The organism is Hymenobacter sediminis (assembly GCF_003231285.1).
Taxonomy (GTDB): domain Bacteria; phylum Bacteroidota; class Bacteroidia; order Cytophagales; family Hymenobacteraceae; genus Hymenobacter; species Hymenobacter sediminis.
Genome location: NZ_QKNS01000001.1, coordinates 1,397,872 through 1,415,323, shown reverse-complemented (window position 1 = coordinate 1,415,323; position 17,452 = coordinate 1,397,872). Strand labels below are relative to the sequence as shown.

The 17,452-nt window shown below is 57.0% G+C and carries 14 protein-coding genes; 7 read left to right on the top strand and 7 right to left on the bottom strand.

The window, feature by feature from the left end; all coding sequences use genetic code 11:
* Window positions 1–42: 42 nt before the first annotated feature.
* The 3 genes from DNI29_RS06135 to DNI29_RS06125 all read right to left on the bottom strand — a co-directional run bounded on the left by DNI29_RS06135 (window position 43) and on the right by DNI29_RS06125 (window position 3,826).
* On the bottom strand, window positions 43–1,107 hold the full coding sequence (locus DNI29_RS06135; RefSeq protein WP_110977148.1) for a fatty acid desaturase family protein: 1,065 nt from the start codon (window positions 1,105–1,107) through the stop codon (window positions 43–45).
* Window positions 1,108–1,342: 235 nt separating this feature from the next.
* The gene (locus DNI29_RS06130) at window positions 1,343–2,407 is read right to left on the bottom strand and encodes a fatty acid desaturase family protein (protein WP_110977147.1); all 1,065 of its coding nucleotides are present in this window, start codon (window positions 2,405–2,407) and stop codon (window positions 1,343–1,345) included.
* A gap of 156 nt (window positions 2,408–2,563) precedes the next feature.
* Complete coding sequence (locus tag DNI29_RS06125) at window positions 2,564–3,826, bottom strand: DUF3298 domain-containing protein (RefSeq protein ID WP_110977146.1); 1,263 nt, start codon at window positions 3,824–3,826, stop codon at window positions 2,564–2,566.
* A 139-nt stretch (window positions 3,827–3,965) separates the two neighbouring features.
* On the opposite strand from DNI29_RS06125, the gene DNI29_RS06120 reads away from it, so the two are divergent.
* Complete coding sequence (locus DNI29_RS06120; RefSeq protein ID WP_110977145.1) at window positions 3,966–4,832, top strand: alpha/beta fold hydrolase; 867 nt, start codon at window positions 3,966–3,968, stop codon at window positions 4,830–4,832.
* A gap of 152 nt (window positions 4,833–4,984) precedes the next feature.
* Here the strand turns inward: DNI29_RS06120 and DNI29_RS06115 are convergent, their stop codons facing one another.
* The 4 genes from DNI29_RS06115 to tsaD form a co-directional block, all read right to left on the bottom strand.
* Entirely contained in the window at window positions 4,985–5,479 is a 495-nt protein-coding gene (locus tag DNI29_RS06115; RefSeq protein ID WP_110977144.1) for an HNH endonuclease, read from the bottom strand.
* Window positions 5,480–5,601: 122 nt separating this feature from the next.
* Entirely contained in the window at window positions 5,602–6,408 is an 807-nt protein-coding gene (locus DNI29_RS06110; protein WP_238388014.1) for a C40 family peptidase, read from the bottom strand.
* Window positions 6,409–6,589: 181 nt separating this feature from the next.
* Window positions 6,590–7,063 (bottom strand): SsrA-binding protein SmpB, encoded by a 474-nt coding sequence (gene smpB / locus DNI29_RS06105; protein ID WP_110977142.1) that lies wholly within the window; start codon window positions 7,061–7,063, stop codon window positions 6,590–6,592.
* Window positions 7,064–7,174: 111 nt separating this feature from the next.
* Window positions 7,175–8,182 carry a tRNA (adenosine(37)-N6)-threonylcarbamoyltransferase complex transferase subunit TsaD gene (tsaD, locus tag DNI29_RS06100; protein WP_110977141.1) on the bottom strand — a complete coding sequence of 336 codons (1,008 nt, stop codon included), beginning with the start codon at window positions 8,180–8,182 and terminating at the stop codon, window positions 7,175–7,177.
* A 276-nt stretch (window positions 8,183–8,458) separates the two neighbouring features.
* Between tsaD and DNI29_RS06095 the strand changes: the two genes are divergently transcribed.
* The 6 genes from DNI29_RS06095 to DNI29_RS06070 all read left to right on the top strand — a co-directional run bounded on the left by DNI29_RS06095 (window position 8,459) and on the right by DNI29_RS06070 (window position 17,350).
* On the top strand, window positions 8,459–13,045 hold the full coding sequence (locus DNI29_RS06095) for a translocation/assembly module TamB domain-containing protein (protein ID WP_123823092.1): 4,587 nt from the start codon (window positions 8,459–8,461) through the stop codon (window positions 13,043–13,045).
* Between the two features lie 91 nt (window positions 13,046–13,136).
* Complete coding sequence (locus tag DNI29_RS06090) at window positions 13,137–14,024, top strand: cell division protein FtsX (protein WP_110977139.1); 888 nt, start codon at window positions 13,137–13,139, stop codon at window positions 14,022–14,024.
* 123 nt (window positions 14,025–14,147) lie between these two features.
* Window positions 14,148–14,486 carry a DUF3098 domain-containing protein gene (locus DNI29_RS06085; RefSeq protein ID WP_110977138.1) on the top strand — a complete coding sequence of 113 codons (339 nt, stop codon included), beginning with the start codon at window positions 14,148–14,150 and terminating at the stop codon, window positions 14,484–14,486.
* A gap of 127 nt (window positions 14,487–14,613) precedes the next feature.
* A complete protein-coding gene (locus DNI29_RS06080; protein ID WP_110977137.1) occupies window positions 14,614–15,402 on the top strand; it encodes an undecaprenyl-diphosphate phosphatase in 789 nt (262 codons plus the stop codon).
* A gap of 90 nt (window positions 15,403–15,492) precedes the next feature.
* Window positions 15,493–16,350, top strand: a complete 858-nt coding sequence (gene truB, locus DNI29_RS06075) for a tRNA pseudouridine(55) synthase TruB (RefSeq protein WP_110977136.1) — start codon at window positions 15,493–15,495, stop codon at window positions 16,348–16,350.
* A 55-nt stretch (window positions 16,351–16,405) separates the two neighbouring features.
* A complete protein-coding gene (locus DNI29_RS06070; RefSeq protein WP_110977135.1) occupies window positions 16,406–17,350 on the top strand; it encodes a bifunctional riboflavin kinase/FAD synthetase in 945 nt (314 codons plus the stop codon).
* The last annotated feature ends 102 nt before the right edge of the window (window positions 17,351–17,452 follow it).

Sequence of the window (17,452 nt, the reverse complement as noted above, 5' to 3'; positions counted from 1 at the left end):
ATATAAAGCAGTCCTCCTTCTCAATTTGTTTTTGAATTACGTTTAGGCCCTACCCATCTGACGCAGGAAGGAAACGTGCGAGGCTACGGCGTAGCGCATCTTTGGGTACTCGTTATAAACAATGCCATACTCGCTGCATACTTGCTTCAAGATTTTGCTGATGGCGGGGTAATGAACGTGGGAGATTTTGGGAAACAGATGGTGCTCCACTTGGAAGTTCAGGCCGCCGACCAGCCAACTGATGAGGCGGTTTCCGGTGGCGAAGTTGGCGGTAGTTTTCACTTGGTGAATAGCCCACTCGTCTTCCAGCTTATTGGTGGTTTCGTGGGGCACGGGGAAGGAAGTGGCCTCTACAGTATGGGCCAACTGAAACACAAGGCTCAGTACCAAGCCTGCGAAGCAGGTAGTAACTACAAAACCCACAAGCCAACCCAGGAATCCAACGGTGTAAATGGGCAGCGCCACATAGAGTATCAGGTTAAATACCTTGAAACCCCAGAACACCAGATGGTCGCTGAGAGCCATTTTCTTGAGCGGCATGTTCCCGATTTTGCGCGTGAAGTACTTCTGGTAGTCCATCACGAAAATCCAGGAGATGTAAAGCATGCAGTACAGAAACCAGAAGTACAGGTGCTGGAAGCGGTGCAACTGGTGACGAGGCTGATCGGGGGTCATGCGCATAAAAGGCCGAATATCGATGTCGTCGTCGTGGCCCTCAATGTTGGTGTAAGTGTGGTGTACCAAGTTGTGCTTGGCGTTCCACATGTAGCTGCTGCCACCGAGCACGTTCAGGGTAAATGCGGCAAAGTTGTTCAGCCATTTATACTGACTGAAGGAACCGTGAGCGCCATCGTGCATTACATTAAACCCAATGGCGGCAATAGCGCCGCCCAGAAGCAGGCACTCCAGCAGGGCCCAGGGGGTAGCGGGCGTGAAGAACACCAGATGCACATACAGCCCCACAAAGCTGAGCGTCAGTAAAACAGCCTTGCTGATGAGACTGAAGTTGCCGGTGGGGGTAGTACCAGCTTCCTCGAAATACTGGTTGATGCGAGCCTTAAGATCGGCGTGGAAGGACCGCGGGGCGGCAAATTTGGGTAGTGCCATACAGAAAAAGGGAAGTACACTAGTGAGCCCCGGTTGGCTGGCGCGTTGCGGGGAGTGCCGTTGTTCACCTTTCGGCAGACACAGCTGATCTGTTGGCACCTTGCCCAGATCAAACGCTATAAAAAAGAAAGCGTCGCTGACGGATTACCCAAACGAATGGGTCTTATCCGTCAGCGACGCTTTAAAAGGTCAGCTGTATAACGTGGGCTGCCTGAATAAAGTGCAGCTTCCTAATTTATTTCCGGCCTAGCTCCCGCAAGTGAGCTACGTGCGAGGCTACGGCGTACCGCATTTTTGGGTACTCATTATACTCCACACCGAACTCCTGGCACACTTGGCGAATGATTTTGTTCAGGGCCGGGTAGTGAACGTGGGAAATGTTCGGGAACAGGTGGTGCTCCACCTGAAAGTTCAGCCCACCAACCAGCCAGCTGATTATGCGGCTATCGGTAGCGAAGTTGGCGGTGGTTTTTACTTGGTGAATGGCCCACTCATCTTCAATCTTGTGGGTGGTTTCATGAGGTACCACAAAGCTGGTGTGCTCCACGGTGTGGGCCAGCTGGAACACGATGCTGAGGGTGAAACCAGCTACGGCCGCGAATACCAGGAAGCCGACCAGCCAAGCCACAAAACCGGTGGTATAAATGGGCAGAGCCACGAATAGACCCAGGTGCAGCGCCTTGAAGCCCCAGAACACGCCCTGGTCAGAGGCTGTCATCTTCTTGATGGGCATCTCCCCTATTTTACCACGGAAATACTTCTGGTAATCCATGTAGAAAATCCAGGCGATGAACAGCAGGGCGTAGAAAAACCAGAAGTACAAGTGCTGGAAGCGGTGCAGCTTGCGACGCGGCTGATCGGGGCTGAGACGGAGCCAGGGCTGGGCGTCCAGGTCGTCGTCCACACCTTCCACGTTGGTGTACATGTGGTGGATGAGGTTATGCTTGGCATTCCACATGTAGGAGTTGCCGCCCATTACGTTCAGGGTGAAAGCGGCAAACTGATTCATCCACTTCTTTTTGCTGAATGAACCGTGGGCGCCATCGTGCATGACGTTGAAGCCGATGGCAGCCCCGATGAGGCCTAGCAGCACGCACTCCAGCACGGCCAGCGCCGCAGAAGGAGTCCAGAACACAACGTGCAGGTACACGGCCACGAAGGCAGTTGTCAGGATAAGGGCCTTCACGAACAGGCTGGTGCCGCCAGTGGTAGATTTACCGGCTTCCTGAAAGTAGGCGTTGGTGCGGCGCTTCAGCTCCTGATGAAAGGAGCGAGAGGCCGCAAATTTGGGTGCTTGCATAAAAGTGGTGTGGAGAAACGTCTACAAAGATACCGCTTCTATAGCCGTAGTTCAGCTAAGGGCCTGGAAAGGCCGGATTTTACACGCGCTCCGCTCAGTGGTAGGGCTTGCTGCTTGAAGTGAGTTCCTTGGTAAGCTCAACGATGCTTACTTCGTTTATTTCCGCACTACCTCTGCCCTACCCCCTAAGGGTAAGCCAGGCTTCAGCAACGGCTGCAGGGCTGACAATGGCACAAACACCCGAATTTCACCTTGGGCGTAGGAGGCAACCTCATAAGGAGCATACACAAACACAGCCCCACCGCTGGTCAGGTACACGTTTGACGTAGCGGGTAGTGTATTTTCAAACAGCGCATCGGAAAGCGGCTGCGTGGGTTTCAGGCCCAATGTCAGGCGAGCATAGCGCCCCAACAGCTTTTCCAACTGAGCCTCAGTGCCGGGCCGGAAAATATCGGCAGAACGGAGGGAGCGGCCGGTGCGAGTATCGTAGCTGCACACGGTGGTGCCGTAGTTACCGTGGGCCCCACCTCCGTAATAGTAACCAAAGTATCCGATGCTGAGCAGGTCGCCTTCGTTCCAAAGCACATAGGTACTGGTTTGGTCTTCGTAGCGCAGGGTAGCAAATGGGCGGTAGCTGCTGGTGTCATTTTCCAATTCTGTCAGCATTAGGCCAGCCTCCTGCTGATAATCTGAGGTAAAGCTGCTGAGTTGCTCTTTCCAAAGGGCATCAAGAGTGGGAGCAAGCTGGGTATCGAGGGTGTCGCCGCGCAGACCACGCAGGATGTTAGCCGTTAGCGCCTTTCTCGCTACCCCCGAAACCGGCACCAACGCATGCAGAGAAACGTGGCCCATAATGGTATCCTGCGGGTGGTCGGGGCGGGCAAGAACTTTGGAGGCAAAGCTGCGTGCCACCAACTGGATGCCATGAGGCGGCTGCACCAGTCGCAGCTGCACGGGGCGGCCATTGCGCGTACCTACTAGGGTAGCCCCCTGCTCCCGCAAGCGCCACAGCAGACTCACATAATTCTTGTCTGTTACTTCTGCACTGATGTCGCGCAGGTTGAGGCTATCTGTATCGGCGGGCGTATCACCGGCCAACTCATAAGGGTGACCATCAGAGGCGGTGTAGAATCCAACCAACCGGCCCAGAGTGGTTTCGCCGGGGGCGTCGGACAAGCGTTGCAGATGCACTGTAATGCTATCCGTTGAGCCGGGCAGCACGCCCCGGTACTGCCGGTACCAAGTACCGGGCGAGTCGGTGAGGGAAGGTTCGGACTTCGTTGCTCCGGGAGGGGTAGTGGCGGTTTGTCCGCCTGGTTTATCGGAGCGGGAGTTACAGCCCGATAGAAGGGCACTGAGGCCAGCGCTGCTTAGCAAGCAGAAGAAGCAAACAGAACGGAAGCGGAGAGGTAAGCTCATCTGCCAAAGAACGTGGAATCCGGCCTAATCTGCTACTGCGTGCAACATCTTGTCATTGATGAGCCTGCAGACAAGCTCAAGCGTATGTAGGAACACAGCTTCCTTCCACATCTTCCAAACTATCTTTCCTTCCCTCACCATGAGCTACATCAAAGTAGGCCAAGATGCCAACGGCAACGACGTAAAACTGCATTATACGGACCAAGGAACCGGCAATCCTATCGTACTGATTCATGGCTGGCCCGCCACCTACGAAATGTGGGAATATCAGCTGGCCGAGCTGCCAAAGCATGGCAACCGGGTGGTAGCCTACACTCGCCGGGGCTTCGGTAACTCTTCCAAAACTTGGGAGGGCAACGACTACGACACCTTCGCTGACGATCTGAACGCTGTGCTGGAAACCTTAGACCTGCAAAACGTGACGCTGGTAGGTTTCTCGATGGGTGGCGGCGAAGTGGCCCGCTACATGAGCCGCTACAACGGAGCCCGCGTGGCGCGCGTAGCGTTTGTGTCAGCCGTAACGCCATTCCTGCTCAAAACCGATGACAACCCCGACGGTGCTGACAAATCGGTGTTCGATGATATGGTGGAGAACATCCGCAAAGACCGGTTCGACTTCCTGCAGAGCTTCGGCAAGAAGTTCTTTGGTGTAGGCGTCATCAGCCACCCCGTAAGCCAGGCCACCCTGGATTGGATGCAGTCTATGTGCCAACTGGCCTCGCCCCGCGCCACCGAGCAGTGCGTGTACGCCTTTGCCGCCACTGATTTCCGCCAGGATCTGGCAACTCTGAAAGTTCCTACCCTAGTAATTCACGGCAGCAGCGACGATACTGTACCAGCCAAGAACAGCGGTGAGCGGATGACCCAGTACGTGCCTCACGCGCAGTTTGTGGAGTACAGCGGCGCCCCCCACGGCCTATTCATCACGGAGAAAGACCGCCTCAACCGCGACCTGCTGGCCTTTGTTACCGGAGGCAAGGTAGGCGGTACCGCTAACGAGTTTTAGCCATTTGCCTGTTTATTGATAGAAAAGGCCCCTGCTGTCATAGTCAGGGGCCTTTTTGTGTCAGCGGATATCCCAGTTAGGCAAAGAAATTTCTGCCCCAATCGTTAGGGATTCGCAACAAAAAAACCGGTCAGCCACGCAGGCTGCCGGTTTTAGTGTAAGTAAGGATGCCAGTTTTGGTCGAGGGTACCGGCGCTGAGTTTGAGGAAACCTGTAAGGGTAGGTTTTTTAGGCTGCTGCCGAATGGTGAGGCCGGCTTCCTGCGGGGTGCGGTGGCCTTTGGCGTGGTTGCACCGTGCGCAGGCCGTAAGCAGGTTGCTCCAACTGGAGTCGCCGCCCCTACTTCGAGGTAATACGTGGTCCAGGGTCAGATTTTTCGTGGAGCCGCAGTACTGGCACTCGAAATGGTCGCGCTTCATCACGTTGTGCCGACTCAGAGCAATGCCTTTGTAGGGCACCCGCACGTAGCGTTGCAACCGGATGATGCTGGGCTTGGGGTAGGCTTTGCTTACCGTGCGCAGCACCCCGTTTTCCGACTTGGCAATCAGTTCGGCTTTTTCCAAAAACAGAAGCACAAAGGCCTTCTGTACACTGCACAGCGTGATAGCCGTGTAGTCACCATTTAACACAAGCACTTTTTGGTCCATACACGCTAAGAAAAAAGAATCTGGTCTGCCAGAAAGCTAGATGATTCTTAGCGCATTAACAACAGTTACTGGTTGCGAGTTGCCTGTTGCTAGGTATTCGTCTTCGAGGTAAGATCAACGAGTTAATCGTCGGGGAGGATGCGCTTAATCAGGCGGAGCTTGTGCGAGTACTTCTGCCAGTCGCGGCGGAAGATACCGTTGTGGTCCAGGGGGTCGATGCGGACCTCGCCGCTGGCGTGAATAATCTGCTGGTCTTCTAGCAGCAACCCTACGTGAATAATGCGCCCTTCGGCGTTATCGAAAAAGGCCAGGTCGCCGGGAAGAGTCTGGGATACGAAATGAACGGTCTGGCCCAGGTGAATCTGCTGGTTGGCGTCGCGCGGGAGCTGCACCCCAATCAGGCCGTAAAGCTGCTGCATCAACCCTGAGCAGTCGATGCCGAACAGCGTTTTGCCACCCCACAAGTAAGGCGACTTCAGAAACGTGAGGGCCATTTTCTGGAGCAAGCGCAGGCGCTGATCGACGGGGCCGTGAGGACCGTGGCCATTTTGGGGATTGGTAGCGGCGCCGTTATAGAACATCTGCTGCTCGCCCAAGCGCAGGGTCATGCCGTCGTAAAAGGGTAGGCGCGTGCCCAGCGTTACCGGAATGCGGTTGGCCGAGTCGCTCACCATCTGCACTACATCCAGGGTGCGGGGGTGGTCCTGAGACTGCCAGGCGTGTAGGTACTCCGCAGTGACCGGCAAGTGCTGCTTTACGTCAATCCAGCCCACGTACTGGTCGGCGGTCAGTTGTATCTGTCGCCACTGGTCTTGGGTACGCAAAATAGAATAGCACTCCCCAAAGATGAGCTGCGTAACAATTTCGGCCTTATCTGTAGGTTCGGCTCGCACCGGCACGGCGCTCAGGGCGCATATTCCGTAATCCACAATTGCTGATTAACGCTGATATTCTTGATTTCGCTGATTCAAATTATGCCTGATGCAAGCGCTGGCTTTTTTGATTCGTCGGGTACGAAGCTCCGGATAACTCTTCGCTTATCAAAAAATAGCCTTCCACCGATAGTATTCTTCATCAGCGAAATCAAAAAAATCAGCGCTCATCGGCTAATTAATAATCTCGGGCGCGGTCCATTTCGCGCTTCTGGTCTTTGGCTTTCAGATCGTCGCGCTTGTCGTAAAGCTTTTTGCCTTTGGCCAGGGCAATTTCCAGCTTGGCAAATCCCCGGTCATTCACGAACATCCGAATGGGAATGATGGTCAGGCCCTGCTCCTGGTTTTTGTTGGCCAGCTGCTTTAGTTCGCGCTTGTTGAGCAGAAGCTTGCGCGGGCGGGTAGGCTCGTGGTTGTTGTAGGTACCCTCCGTGTATTTGGCAATGGTGAGGTTGTGCACCCACAGGCTACCGTCGGGGTGGAAGGTGCAGAAACCGTCCTGAATCTGCACGCTGCCGTCCCGGATGCTCTTGATTTCGGTGCCTTGCAGCATAATACCCGCGTCGTACTTAACGATAAAGGCGTATTCGTGGCTGGCGCGGCGGTTGAGAATATTAACGCGCTTGGGGGTATCGTCTTTTTTGGTTGCCATAAGGAAGGAGCCACAGAAAGGGTGGCAGTAGCAAGGTTCGCAAATGCCGGGGGCAAGGTTGCGAAATAGGTTCGGGGAAAAGTCAGGGGGTAGGAAAGCGGGCTTGGGTGGCTACCCCAGCTTCAGGCGCGGATCGGAGCTGACGAACTGGTCGGCAAAGTCGCCGGCCTCGTACTGAAACTGAGCTGTCATGGCCACCATCCCGGCGTTGTCGGTGCAATACTGAAAGGCCGGAATAAATACCTGCCAGCCTTGGGTATCGGCCTCCTCCTGTAAGGCTTGGCGCAGGCCGCTGTTGGCCGCTACCCCGCCGGCCAAAGCAATCTGGGTAAGGCCTTGGTCGTGGGCGGCGCGGCGCAACTGGCGCAGCAGCGTCTGGATAATAGTATGCTGAATGCTGGCGCAGAGGTCGGCCAGGTTTTCCTGCACGAAGTTGGGGTTTTGGGCCGTTTCTTTCTTGAGAAAGTAGAGCACCGCCGTTTTCAGACCGCTGAATGAGAAATCATAGCCGGGCATGGCCCCTACCGGGAACTGGAACCGGGTAGGATTGCCCTGGCGGGCCAGCTTATCGAGGTGGGGGCCGCCGGGATAAGGTAGCCCGAGTAGCTTGGCCGTTTTGTCGAAGGCTTCACCAGCCGCATCGTCAATGGTCTGGCCAATAATTTCCATATCCAGTGCGCTGCGCACTACCACCAGCTGGGTGTGGCCACCGCTTACCGTCAGGCACAGAAACGGAAATACGGGCCGTGGCGCCTCAATAAAGTGTGCCAAAATGTGGGCCCGCATGTGGTTTACGGCAATGAGTGGCTTACCCAGTGCCAGAGCCAGGGTTTTGGCAAACATGCCCCCTACCAGCAAGGAGCCTAACAACCCTGGCCCCTGGGTAAACGCTACTACATCGAGCTCTTGTTTGGTGATGCCAGCCTTCTGCAGCGCCGCCTCCACCACCGGAATCAGGTGCTGCTGGTGGGCGCGCGAGGCTAGTTCAGGTACTACCCCTCCATATTGTTCGTGTACCTGCTGGGTAGCTACCACGTTTGAGCGAATTTCACCGCCCACCATAACGGCGGCCGAGGTATCGTCGCAGGAAGATTCAATGGCGAGAATGACGGGATTCATCTTTTGAGCAGCTAGGAGTTAGGAGCTAGAGGTCAGGAGCGGGAGTAAGAGGAAACAGAATGTATACATTCTCGCTCCCAACTTATAACTCCGGGGTTCTATAAAAACAGCCGCAAAGGTCGGGGCAAAACACCAGATTGCCACCGGCTGCGTTTTCAACTAACCCTGGCGCGGCCCGTAACGTTTTTCTGCCGGGCTTATTTGCCAGGCAACGGTCGGGGCCAACCCTGTATCTTTGCTTCGGGCTGCCTGTTGCGTCCTTTGTTTCTGCCGTCTGTGCCTCGTTTTCTGTCCGTAACGCTTAAGGTTCTGTTTGCCCTGCTCCTGCTGGTGATTCTGGCGGTGGTAGGTGCACTGGTAGCCCTGCGCATTCCGAGCGTGCAGACTGATCTGGCCCAGCGCGCCGCCAGCATCCTCACCGACAAGCTGGGGCAGAAAGTATTGGTAGGCCGAGTGGATATACGCCCCTTCTCCCGGGTGCTGCTGGAGGGGGTGCGGGTACTCGATCGGCGCGGTAATGAGTTGTTCAATATCGGGCGGGCCGACGCGGATATCCGGTTGTTCACGGTCTTCGACCCTAGCCACTTGCATGTAGGCAAGCTTACGCTGGAAGAGCCGCGCTTTAATTTGGTTACCTACAAGGACCAGCCCGATTCCACTACCCTCACCCAGTTCATCAGCTCCGTCAAGCGCTTGCTGGGCCCCTCGGATACCACCAAAGTCAGCAAGCCCTTCGACTTTAAGATTGAAGCCATTGGCCTGCGCAACGGCCGCTTTGTGCTGGAGCGCCAGGATGTTCCGCGCATCCCGGAATACGGCCTCTCGATGGATTATGCCCACATGTATCTGGATAGCATCTACGCTGATGCCGACCAGCTGTGGTTTAAAGGCGACACGATCCACGCCAATATTAAAGGGCTGCGTACCGTGGATACACCCTCCGGCACGCGCCTGCGGGAGCTGACTTCCGACATGACCTATGCCGGCAAGTTCTGGGAGTTTGACAAGCTGATGCTGCGGGTGCAGAACAGCCAACTCAGCAACTACATCCGCTTTGAGTACGACCATTTCCTCAACTTCACCGATTTCAACGACTCGGTAAAAGTAATTGCCCGGCTCCAACCCAGTCGTGTTAACTCCGACGATATTGCCAAGTTCGCGCCGCAGAAGTTTATGCGCGAGCTAAAGGAGACCGTCCTGATTTCGGGGCAAGCGAAAGGCTACGTCCGCAACTTCACCACCAAAAACCTGGATATTCAGTACGGCCGCAACTCGCGGGTGAAAGGGGATATCAACGTGGAAGGTCTGCCTAATATAAAGGAGAGCTTCGTGGAGATGCGCCTGCAGCCTTCCATAATTGATGGGCGCGACATCCGGCGCTACATTCCGGCCTCGGGCTGGCCCTACGTACAACGCCTGGGGGTAGTAAAACTCAAAGGCCAATTTCTGGGCTTCTACAACGACTTTGTAGCCAACGGCTCGTTTCAAACGGCGTTGGGTTCTGTAGTATCCGACGTCAACCTGAAGTTTAAGACCGACCCGCGCTACTCCAGCTACGAGGGGCAGGTGCGTACTACCGGATTTCAATTGGGCCGACTGCTGGGCAATGAAAGCGTGGTGCGCGATGTGACCATGAACGGCAAGGTAGCCGGCGTCGGCTTCGACCTGAGCACAGCCCGCCTCACGGCTAACGCCACAGTGCAAAGTATCTGGCTGAACGGCTACCGCTACCGCAACATCACCACCAACGGCAAGTTCAGCCGCGAGTCGTTTACCGGTACGGTGGCCGCCAACGACCCCAGCCTGCAGTTTGACGCCGATGGCACCATTGACTTAAACAAAGCAACGCAGGCTTTTGACCTGCGCGCCCGCGTGCGCCGCGCCGACCTGCGCGCCCTGGGCCTCACCAGCCAGAGCGTCACGGTGGCCACTACCGCCGACGTCAAGTTTTCGGGCCTGAAGCTGGACAACCTGCTCGGGTACGTACGCCTGCGCAACTCGCGCCTGGGCTACGACGGCCGCACCGTGCCTATTGATACCCTGGACGTTATCAGCCGCTACGGAGGGGGGCAGCGCCGCCTGACGGTGCGCTCGGAAGTGCTGAACCTAGATTTGGCCGGTAGCTTTACCCCGACCACCGTTATCCGCGACGTGACGACGCTGGTGAAAGAGTACCGCCTTAATTTCCAGAGCAATGACGCCACCATTGCCGACTATTACCGCCGCAAGCGTCAGCGCCCCCTGCCTGAATACCAGATTGCGCTTAACCTCTACCTGAAAAGGCCGAACCCCGTGTTGCGCCTGTTCATGCCCCAGCTGTCCATTTCCGACTCCACGCGCATCGACGGTAGCTTCCGTAACGGGCAAACCTCGTTTTTTCAGCTAGGGGGACACATCAACGAGTTCCGCTACGACAGCCTGCAACTGGCCGACAGTGACTTCGACCTGACAACTTCGAAGCTTCCCTATCAGCCCGAGGTACTAGCCCAGACCAGCATTACCTCGGCCCGGCAGCGCGTGCCGGGGCTGGGAGCTACCGAGAAATTCTACGTGGAAGGCGTATGGGACCAAGAGCGCATCAACTTCTCTACCTCCCTGGCCCAGACGGGCACCACCAACAAAGCCCAGATTAACGGAGCCCTCGCCTTCCTGGATGATGCCGTGAAAATCACCTTCCGCCAATCGGGGGTGAATGTGCTGGGCCGGGAATGGGCCATTGCCCCGGATAACTCCCTGCTCATTTCTGGGGGTGGCAAGGAGTTTGACTTTCAGAATGTAACCCTGAGCAATGGCACGCAAAGCATTAGTGCCCAGGGCTTTCTTTCCGAAAACCCCAACAAACCTCTGGCTCTCACCGTCAAGGACTTCGAGCTTTCCACGCTTAACGGCCTGACCGGCGGGCAAAAGTTTGCGGGTCGGGTAAATGCTCTTGGGACTATCAGCGGCGTGTATGGGGCGCTGGTTATCAACTCAACGCTGCAGGTTGATTCGCTACAGATGGACAAGGTGCTGATCGGCAACGTGCAGGGTCGCGGCGACTGGGACAACGCGGCCAAGCGCTTGGCGGTGAACCTGGACGTAGAACGGGACCAGCAACGTGCCCTGACGGTAACGGGCACTTACACCCCTAGCGCTGAAACCCAGCAGCTCAACCTCACCGGCGTGCTCGATAACGCACCCATCAAGCTGGCCGAGCCCTTCCTAAACACCCTGTTCCGCGACTTGCAGGGCACGGGGGTTGGGACGCTACGCCTCACCGGCAAGCTCTCGGCACCCGTGCTCACCGGCAACATCGACGTGACGGACGGGCAGCTCACCTTTATCTACTTAGGCACTACCTACACCTTTGCCGACCGAATCCGGTTTCTGGAGGACCGCATTGCCCTGCAGAACATTACTGTGCGCGACCCGCAGGGTAATACGGGGGTAATAAACGGCAATATTTTCGAGCGAGGCTTCCAGGATATGCGTCTGGACCTGAATGCGTCCTTCCGAAAACTGCACGTACTCAACACCACCCGCAAAGACAACGAGCTGTATTTCGGACAGGCTTATGCCACGGGCACGGCCACGGTGCGCGGCGATGCTGATAACCTGTTTATGAACGTTACGGCCCGTAGCGAGGCCGGCACCCGGGTATCCCTACCCTTCGACAACGCCGCAAAGGCCGAGCAGGCCAGCTACATCAAGTTTGTGAACCGCAACCTGCCAGACACAGCCCGCACCAAGGCCATAGAGGTAGCAGGCACCACCGACTTGTCAGGCATCCGGCTGAACATGAACCTCGACATTACCCCGGATGCCTACGTGGAGCTGCTGCTCGATGAAAGCACCGGCGACATTATTCGGGGTACGGCTACCGGCCAGCTGCGCCTCAACATTGACACCCGCGGCGACTTCAACATGTACGGGCAGGTAGAGATTGTGCGCGGAGCCTACAATTTTACGCTGCAAGGCCTGGTAAACAAGGAATTTGTAGTGCGACCTGGTGGCACTATCGCCTGGAACGGCGACCCGCTAGCCGGCGAGTTGAACGTGTCGGCCACCTATACCCAGCGCACCTCCCTCGCTCCTATCATCTTCAATACCGGAGAAGGCCCTACTAACGCGGCAGTAGTGCCAGTAACGGCCGTGATGAACCTGACGGGTCCGCTGCTCCAGCCTATTATTAGGCTCAACCTGGAATTCAATGATATTCCGTCATCGTTGGAAGGCGACCTGGCTCCGTTTTTCTCGGCCATTCGCAACGACGAGCAGGAACTAAACCGGCAGGTGTTCAGCCTGGTCGTATTCCGGCAGCTGACCCCGGTCGGCTCTCTGGCCGTCGCCCGGCTGGAAGGCGGCAACAACGCCCTAGGTAACAGCTTAGGGCAAATTATATCGACGCAGTTAGGTTTGCTGACTTCGCAGATTGACCCCAACCTGGAAATCAGCTTTAACCTGAACGGGTTGACTGCCGACGACCTGCAGGCCCTGCAACTCCGCCTAAGCTACTCCTTCCTGAACGGCCGCCTACGCATTACGAGGGAGGGTAGTATCGGGAGCAATACGAGCACCGGGGTACCAGGTGGCCCACCACCGGTAGGCAACGCCCAGAACTCCCTGATCGGTGACCTGAGCCTGGAGTACTACCTGCGCCCCGACGGGAAGTTCCGGGCCAAACTCCGCTACGAGACTACCCCCCGCGACCTGACCGGCCTGAGCCAGGTAAACCAGGCCCGCGCGGGTGTGTCGCTGCTGCACACCGAGCAGTTCGACTCGTTTCGGGAGCTATTTGCCCGCAAGCGCCTCCGCCGCCGCGACCAGAACGCCCGCAAAGCCCGCGAACTACAAATCGACGACGACCCAAGAACCGTGATGTAAAGGTGAAATTGGAAGGCGTGAAGTTGTGCAAGACACAAGTCGCCCTTTACCCATGTTCACGATTTCACTCTTCACAACTCTACCCTGATCCATGAATCGACCAACCCGAAAGAAGAAGCTGGGCAGCTACCCCCACACCATGGTAGTGTTTAGCATTACGCTGGCGCTGCTGGTCATTGGCTTGTTCGGGCTGCTGCTGATTCATGCCCACAAGATTTCGACGCTGGTAAAGGAAAACCTGGAAATGCAGGTGTACCTGGAGCGTGGCCTGCCCGAAACGCAGTTGCTACGCCTGCAGCAGGACTTTTCGCGCAAGCCTTACATTGCTATAAAAGACCAAAAGCCCCAGGTGCGCTTCCTTTCCAAAGAGGAAGGGGCCAAGCAGCTCATTGACCAGACCGGCGAAGACTTCCAGCAATTCCTGGGCGACAACCCCCTGCGCGACGCCTACCTCCTAAAAATCAACGCCGACTTTGCCGACGCCAAGAACCTAGCCCGCATCAAGCAAGAGCTGAAACAGGAGCCGGGTGTGTTTGAGGTGGAGTACGTGGAGAGCCTGATTACCTCCGTGAATGAAAACCTACGCAACGTGGGCTTGGTGCTGCTCGGTTTTGCGGCGGTACTCACGTTTGTGGTGGTGGTGCTTATCAACAATACCATTAAGCTGGCTTTGTTTTCCCAGCGCTTCCTGATCCGGAGCATGCAGCTGGTGGGCGCTACCTCTTCTTTCATTCAATGGCCATTCTTGCGGCGCGCTGTGTGGCAGGGCTTGGTGAGCGGAATTCTGGCCGGGCTACTGCTGCTGGCGCTGCTTCAATACGCCTACCTACAGCTGGAGGAGCTGCGCCTCTTCCGCGACGAACGCCTGATTGGCGCCCTGGTAGCTGCCCTCGTTGTGTTGGGTATGGGCATTGGCTTTCTGAGCTCTTGGCGGGCGGTGCGCAAATACACTGGTATGTCACTAGACGAACTTTATTAAGTAAGGAAATAGAGAATAGGCAGGCCTAACGTTCAGCTGGCGCTACCTGCGCACTTGAAACGTCGACCTCACCTGTTCACTAATTCACTATATCCCCATTTCACATTCCCTACCTTTGCCCTCATGGAACCGAATACAACTCCTCGCTTTGCTTTCGGGCCGCGCAACTACCGGCTGATGTTTATTGGGCTGGCGGTGCTGGCCGCGGGCTTTATCACGATGACCCTGGACTCGGAAGATTACGGGGAAGGGTTTCTGGGTATTACCCTTGGGCCGATTTTGCTGGCCATTGGGTTCCTGATTGAGTTCTGGGCCATCATGACGCGCCCTGGCACGTCCGCGCCCATCGCCCACGATACCACCACAACCAGCACGGTACCCTCTCAGCCTACCCCCGCCGCGCCATCGGCTCCGGTTGCACCGCCGGTAGCTACCCCGCAGGCTCCTACTTATAAGCGTTAATTTCTTTGGGCCTTATGGCCTGAGTGGGGGGTAGGGCCCTGGCTAATGCTCCCGCGTACCGCCGTGTACGCCGGATGTAGAATACGTACCTACCCCTCTCAGGTCATAAGGCCCTAATTCCCAAGCTATGTCCTACTGGCACGCGCTGCTGCTGGCTATTGTTGAAGGCCTGACCGAATTTCTGCCCGTTTCTAGCACGGGGCACATGATTATCGTTGCCAACCTGCTCGGTATTGGTCAGTTGCCCTTCACCGATACGTTTATTACCTCCATTCAATTCGGTGCTATCCTCTCGGTAGTGGTGCTGTACTGGCGGCGCTTCTTACAGAGCTTTGACTTTTACCTGAAGCTGGCGGCGGCGTTTATTCCATTCGGCATCCTGGGTTTTTTGTTGAAAGACGTCATTGAAGCCCTGCTGAAAGATGTGTCGGTGGTGGCCTGGGCGTTGGTAGTAGGTGGTATTGTGCTGCTGTTCGTGGACAGGCTGTTTACCGGGGAGCGGAAGCAGGTAACAACGCCCAACTTTGGGCAAGCCATCCGGATTGGTTTGTTTCAGTGCATTGCCCTGATACCAGGCGTGTCGCGCTCCGCCGCTACCATTGTGGGAGGCCTGGCCCAGGGATTCGACCGTCGCTCCGCCGCCGACTTTTCGTTTCTGCTGGCGGTGCCCACCATGTTCGTCATCACGGCGTATCAGCTCTATAAAACCTTCAAGGTAAGTGCGCCGGGCGCCGAGGACATCAAGCTGTTGCTGTTTGGTAATGTGGTGGCCTTCATCGTGGGGCTGCTGGCCGTCAAGTCGTTTGTTGATTTTGTGTCGCGCTTTGGCTTCCGGGCCTTTGGCCTCTACCGCATCGTGGTAGGCGCCGTTATTCTGCTGATGCTGGCCCTGGGCATCCCGCTTCAGATTATCTAATTGCCGCTTTTTAGTTGCCAGAAGCCGCTGATTTATCTGCCTTCCGGTTGTTGATGGGTATTCGGGCCCGGCCCCTACCCCCTCTTGCTTATGGAACACCCCGAACAATCTTCCGCTGCGCTGCCTTCCGAAGCCGCACTTCCTGCACTTTCTGCTTTCGACTTTGAAGCCGGCGAAGTTTTGCTGGTTGATAAACCCTTAACCTGGTCATCGTTCGATGTAGTGCGCAAGGTGAAGAACACGCTGCGCATCAAGAAAATCGGGCACGCGGGCACCCTCGACCCCCTGGCTACGGGCCTACTGATTTTGTGCACGGGCAAGAAAACCAAGGAAATCGACCAGATTCAGGCCCAGGAGAAAGAGTACACCGGCACCTTCCGCCTCGGCCAGACTACCCCCAGCTTCGACTTGGAAACCCCCGTGGACCAGGAGCTGCCCTACGAGCACCTGACGGAAGAGCAACTCCGCGCCGCCCTGCTGCCTTTCATCGGCCTGATTGAGCAAACGCCGCCTCTATTTTCGGCGGTGAAGGTGAACGGCGAACGGGCTTATGAGGTAGCGCGCCGCGGCGGCGAGGCCGAAATCAAGAGCAAGCAGATTACCATCCGGGAGTTTGAGCTGACGCGCATTGCCCTGCCGGAGGTTGATTTCCGGGTGACGTGCTCCAAGGGTACCTACATCCGCAGCCTGGCCCGCGACTTTGGGGCGACGCTGGGGGTAGGCGCCCACCTAACCAAGCTGGTGCGCACCCGCATCGGGCAGTATAGCCTCACCGATGCCCTGACCATGGAAGCCATCCAGGCCCTGCGGCCGCCGCGCCCGGCCGGGGAAGCCGAGCGGCCGGAACGCCCGCGGCGGCAGCGCCAACCGGAGCGCCGAACTGGCCTCGACTACTTCAACGCTACCCACGCTACCCCTACCCCTCCCGCCGGCGAAGAACCTCAATAGGCTCCGGGCAGTACACTCTAGCGCAGTACCACTCACTATCACCATCTCACCGCTGATGCACATCATTCAGGACCCCACGCAGTTTCCGCACCTTGGCAATGCCGTGGTTACCAGCGGCACCTTCGACGGGGTTCATGTAGGGCACCAGCAGATTCTGCGGCGCCTGCGCGAAGTGGGCCGGCACACCGGCGGCCCCACCGTCGTTATTACCTACTGGCCTCACCCGCGCCTGGTGCTGGCCCCCCCGCCTACCCACCCCGAGCCGCTGGATCTGCACCTGCTCAACACCTTGGAAGAGCGCACTGCCAAGCTTGCAGAAATGGGGGTCGATTACCTGCTGACTATTCCGTTTACCCGTGAGTTTGCGGCCTGGACTTCGGAGGAATACATCCAGAACATTCTGCTGCGCACCGTAGGCACCCGCACCCTGGTTATCGGCTACGACCACCGGTTTGGCAAGAACCGGGAGGGCGGCTTCGACTACCTCAGCCAGCACTCGGGCCGTTATGGCATGAGCGTGGAGGAAATTCCGCGCGAAGACGTGGACGCGGTGGGCGTGAGCAGCACCCGCATCCGGCGGGCTCTGGAAGCCGGCGACGTGCAGACGGCTAACCGTTACCTGGGCTATGCCTACCCTCTCACGGGCATGGTAGTGAAAGGCCGGCAGCTAGGCCGCACCATCGGCTGGCCCACGGCCAACATTGTCTGCCCTGAGCCGCTGAAATTAATCCCGGCCCGGGGCGTGTATGCCGTGCGCGCTACCACCGCTGCGGGTACCACCTACCCCGCTATGCTCAACATTGGAGTACGCCCCACTGTGGCCGGCGGCCTCGACCAGACCGTGGAAGCACACTTGCTTGGCTTCGAAGGTGACCTGTACGACCAAGACTTGAAAGTAGAATTTGTGGCCCGCCTCCGCGACGAGCAGAAGTTCAACGGCCTCGATGCGCTAAAGGCCCAGCTAGCCCAGGATGCCGAGTCGGCGCGGGCGGCTCTATAAGCCCGCCCGATACAAGCAGCATTTCCTTACCAAGTACCGCCAGTGGCTCACAAAGTGGGGCTGCTGGCGGTACGTTGTTTTGGCCCTTTTGGTACATGCTGC

Coding starts and splice junctions, on each gene's coding strand:
- DNI29_RS06085 (WP_110977138.1), top strand. CDS start 14,148: ATGGAACCGAATACAACTCCTCGCTTTGCTTTCGGGCCGCGCAACTAC.
- DNI29_RS06130 (WP_110977147.1), bottom strand. CDS start 2,407: ATGCAAGCACCCAAATTTGCGGCCTCTCGCTCCTTTCATCAGGAGCTG.
- DNI29_RS06120 (WP_110977145.1), top strand. CDS start 3,966: ATGAGCTACATCAAAGTAGGCCAAGATGCCAACGGCAACGACGTAAAA.
- DNI29_RS06090 (WP_110977139.1), top strand. CDS start 13,137: ATGAATCGACCAACCCGAAAGAAGAAGCTGGGCAGCTACCCCCACACC.
- DNI29_RS06135 (WP_110977148.1), bottom strand. CDS start 1,107: ATGGCACTACCCAAATTTGCCGCCCCGCGGTCCTTCCACGCCGATCTT.
- DNI29_RS06125 (WP_110977146.1), bottom strand. CDS start 3,826: ATGAGCTTACCTCTCCGCTTCCGTTCTGTTTGCTTCTTCTGCTTGCTA.
- tsaD (WP_110977141.1), bottom strand. CDS start 8,182: ATGAATCCCGTCATTCTCGCCATTGAATCTTCCTGCGACGATACCTCG.
- truB (WP_110977136.1), top strand. CDS start 15,493: ATGGAACACCCCGAACAATCTTCCGCTGCGCTGCCTTCCGAAGCCGCA.
- DNI29_RS06115 (WP_110977144.1), bottom strand. CDS start 5,479: ATGGACCAAAAAGTGCTTGTGTTAAATGGTGACTACACGGCTATCACG.
- DNI29_RS06080 (WP_110977137.1), top strand. CDS start 14,614: ATGTCCTACTGGCACGCGCTGCTGCTGGCTATTGTTGAAGGCCTGACC.
- smpB (WP_110977142.1), bottom strand. CDS start 7,063: ATGGCAACCAAAAAAGACGATACCCCCAAGCGCGTTAATATTCTCAAC.
- DNI29_RS06070 (WP_110977135.1), top strand. CDS start 16,406: ATGCACATCATTCAGGACCCCACGCAGTTTCCGCACCTTGGCAATGCC.